Source organism: Streptomyces sp. CBMA123 (genome assembly GCF_014596465.1).
Taxonomy (GTDB): domain Bacteria; phylum Actinomycetota; class Actinomycetes; order Streptomycetales; family Streptomycetaceae; genus Kitasatospora.
The window spans coordinates 1-3,459 of sequence record NZ_MECK01000397.1 but is presented as its reverse complement, the minus strand read 5'-3'; the positions used below and the strand labels follow the sequence as shown (position 1 = coordinate 3,459).

At 74.0% G+C, this 3,459-nt stretch carries 3 protein-coding genes; all 3 read left to right on the top strand.

Translation table 11 applies throughout. From position 1 onward, the window contains the following. Window positions 1–631, top strand: a 631-nt coding sequence (locus tag BG452_RS31635; RefSeq protein ID WP_188307791.1) for a dihydrodipicolinate synthase family protein, incomplete at its 5' end; no start/stop codon positions are given. A gap of 100 nt (window positions 632–731) precedes the next feature. Continuing rightward, window positions 732–1,778, top strand: coding sequence for an aspartate-semialdehyde dehydrogenase (locus BG452_RS31630; RefSeq protein ID WP_188307790.1), 1,047 nt, complete (start codon window positions 732–734; stop codon window positions 1,776–1,778). Between the two features lie 279 nt (window positions 1,779–2,057). Continuing rightward, window positions 2,058–3,329 (top strand): NYN domain-containing protein, encoded by a 1,272-nt coding sequence (locus BG452_RS31625; RefSeq protein WP_188307789.1) that lies wholly within the window; start codon window positions 2,058–2,060, stop codon window positions 3,327–3,329. Window positions 3,330–3,459: the final 130 nt, after the last annotated feature.

The window sequence follows — 3,459 nt, the reverse complement described above, 5'->3', positions numbered from 1 at the left end:
CGTCGGCGAGGCGCTCGCCGCACTCGGCGCGCGGGTGCCGCAGGCGGCGGCGCTGGTCACCACCCCGGCCTTCGTCCGGGCCGGCGAGGCCGGGACGGTCGCGCACTTCCGGGCGCTGGCCGCGAGCAGCCCGCTGCCGCTGGTCGTCTACCACATCCCGTACCGCACCGGGCAGCAGCTCTCCACCGCCGCGCTGCGCGAACTGGCCGCGATCGAGGGCGTGGTGGGCGTCAAGTACGCGACCGGCGGGCTGGACCAGACGGCCGCCGAACTGCTCGCCGACGCCCCCGAGGGGTTCGCCTTCCTCACCGGCGAGGACGCCTTCCTGTCGCCGATGCTGGCGATCGGCGCGGCCGGCGGCATCCTCGCCTCCGCGCACCTGGCGACCGGCCGGTTCGTCGAGCTGTACGAGGCCTGGCGGGCCGGGGACGTCGAGCGGGCCCGGGCGCTCGGGCACCGGCTGACCGCGCTGGCGCTGTCCGCGTTCACCGCGCCGAATCCGACGGTGACCAAGGGCGTGCTGCACGCCCAGGGCCGGATCCCGACCCCGGATGTGCGGCTGCCGCTGCTGCCGGCCGGGGAGGCGGAGGTCGCGGCCGCGCTGGCCCTCGTCAATGGTCTGGACCACTAAGCGCTCTCACACCGTGGAACAGCAGGTCGTGCGACACCCGTGACAAGGCATGATGGGCAGAGTGCGACGGTAGGCAGCACCATTCAGAGGAGTAGTCGGAATGAAGATCGGCATTGTCGGGGCCACCGGCCAGGTCGGCGGCGTGGTCCGCGAGATCCTGGCCGAGCGCGCTGGACTTCCCGGTGGAATCGGCCCGGTGGAACAGCTGCGGCTGTTCGCCTCGGCCCGCTCGGCCGGGCGCACGCTGCCCTGGCAGGGCACCGAGGTCACCGTCGAGGACGCGGCCACGGCCGACTACACCGGCCTGGACATCGTGATCTTCTCGGCCGGCGGCTCCACCTCCAAGGCCCTGGCCCCCAAGGCCGCCGCGGCCGGTGCCGTCGTCATCGACAACTCCTCCGCCTGGCGCCGCGACCCCGAGGTCCCGCTGGTCGTCTCCGAGGTCAACCCGGAGGCCATCGCCGACCGCCCCAAGGGCATCATCGCCAACCCCAACTGCACCACCATGGCGGCCATGCCGGTGCTGCGCCCGCTGCACCAGGAGGCGGGGCTCGCCGCCCTGGTCGTCTCCACCTACCAGGCCGTCTCCGGCAGCGGCGTGGCCGGCGTGGCCGAGCTGCGGGACCAGGCCGCCAAGGTCGTGGACGGCGCCGCCGCCCTCGCCCACGACGGCTCCGCCGTCGAGTTCCCCGAGCCCAAGGTCTACCGGCGGCCGATCGCCTTCAACGTGGTGCCGCTGGCCGGCTCCATCGTCGAGGACGGCTCCAACGAGACCGACGAGGAGCAGAAGCTCCGCCACGAGAGCCGCAAGATCCTCGGCATCCCCGAGCTCAAGGTCGCCGGCACCTGCGTGCGCGTCCCGGTCTTCTCCGGCCACTCGCTGCAGATCAACGCCCGCTTCGAGCGCCCGATCAGCCCCGAGCGGGCCGTCGAACTGCTCACCGCCGCCCCCGGCGTCGAGCTGTCCGAGATCCCCACCCCGCTGCAGGCGGCCGGGCAGGACCCGAGCTACGTCGGCCGCATCCGGGTCGACGAGACGGTGGAGAACGGCCTGTCGCTGTTCGTCTCGAACGACAACCTGCGCAAGGGCGCCGCGCTCAACGCCGTCCAGCTGGCCGAGCTGGTGGCCGCCGAGCTCAAGGGCTGACACCCCGGCCGGGCACCCCGGCCGAGCACCCCGGCGTAGCGTCACGTGACGTTTGGCGGGCCCCGTCGTTGAACGGGGCCCGCCTTCGTGTTTCTTTGCGACTCATTGGGGCCGCTGTTGCGGGACCGGGACATCTGCCGAGGTTCGGGCCGCGAACCAGGGGGAAAAGGTGACCCAACGATCGGGCGGACAAGGGGGCCCCTCACCCCACACGTCCGGCCGACGGGCGGACCGCCCACCCAGACCGACCTTCGAGGGCGAGCGGAAAGAGGTGCGCGGATGGACCGCTGTGTCGTCCTGGTGGATGCCGGATACCTGCTGGGCGCTGCCGCCAGTCTGCTCGCCGGCGACCCGTCCCGCTCCAAGGTCACCGTCGACCACACCGCGCTGATCAGCGCCCTGCGCGAACGCGCCGAGGCCGAGACCGGGCTGCCGCTGCTGCGGATCTACTGGTTCGACGCGGCCCCCGACCGCCGCCCGATGCCCGAGCACCGCCGGCTGCGCGTGCTGCCCCGGGTCACCGTACGGCTCGGCGCCCTCACCCGGGCCGAGGGGCGCTGGGTGCAGAAGGGCGTGGACGCCGCGATGCACGCCGAACTCTCCGAACTCGCCCGCAACCGGGCCTGCGCCGACGTCGTGCTGATCACCGGCGACGGGGACCTGCTGCCCGGCATGATGACCGCCAAGGAACACGGCGTGGCCGTGCACCTGTGGGCGCTGCAGGCCGCCGACGGGGACTTCAACCAGTCCGAGGACCTGGTCGGCGAGGCCGACGAGCGGCGCGTACTGGACCGCGAGTGGATCGAGGGCTCCTTCTCGCTGCGCGACCACTCCACCGTGTTCCCCGCCCCCGGTACGGGCGGCGCCCGGCAGGAGATCGCCAAGATCCTCGCCGCCCCGCCGGCCTCCCCGCCGAGCGTGGCGCCCCCGGCCGTCCGGCCCGCCGCCGCGACGGCCGAGGAATCCGCCGCCAACGGGCGGCCGCAGCCGGCCGCGGCGCTGCGGGTGGTGCCCACCCCGAAGGACCTCGCCGGGCGGATCCCGGCCGTCACCCCGATCACCCCGGTGGCGGGCGTACCGGCCAACGGCCACGCGAACGGCCACGCCGCCAACGGACACCCGGCGGGCGGGCCGGTGCTGCGCTGGTCCTCCGACCGGGGCTGGGTCGACCGGCCCGTCCCCGAGCCCTCCACCACCGCCGGGGACGGCCTGCCGACCCTGGCCCAGCTGACCACCGCCGAACAGCGCTGGGCCGACCGCGAGGAGGACATCACCACCATCGGCGGCGACGCCCACGAGGTCGGGCAGGTCTTCGCCCGCCGCTGGAGCGACCGGCTCGGCGACCTCGAACGCCTCACCCTGCTCTGGCCCGACTACCCGCGCATCCCGCACCGGGTCGACGGCGAGCTGCTGCGCTACGCGGCCCGCTTCGGGCTGCTCGCCCACAAGGACGACCAGATCGACGAACACGACCGCTACGCCATCCGGGCGGGGTTCTGGAAGGAGCTGGCGCTCCGGGTGCCGGGCGGGTCGATGGTGGTGGACGACTAGGGCCTGTCTTCGGCGGGTTGCGGCGAGCGGGCCCCGTTGTCCGGTTCGCCCGTGTGAGCGCGTAAAGTCTCCGGTCGTGGAAGAGACGGCCGGGCGAGCACCCCAGGACACCCCGCCGTGCGTCGCCGTA

What these genes read in the sequence shown, in the direction of transcription:
- BG452_RS31630 (WP_188307790.1), top strand. Translation starts at nt 732, where the DNA reads ATGAAGATCGGCATTGTCGGGGCCACCGGCCAGGTCGGCGGCGTGGTC.
- BG452_RS31625 (WP_188307789.1), top strand. Translation starts at nt 2,058, where the DNA reads ATGGACCGCTGTGTCGTCCTGGTGGATGCCGGATACCTGCTGGGCGCT.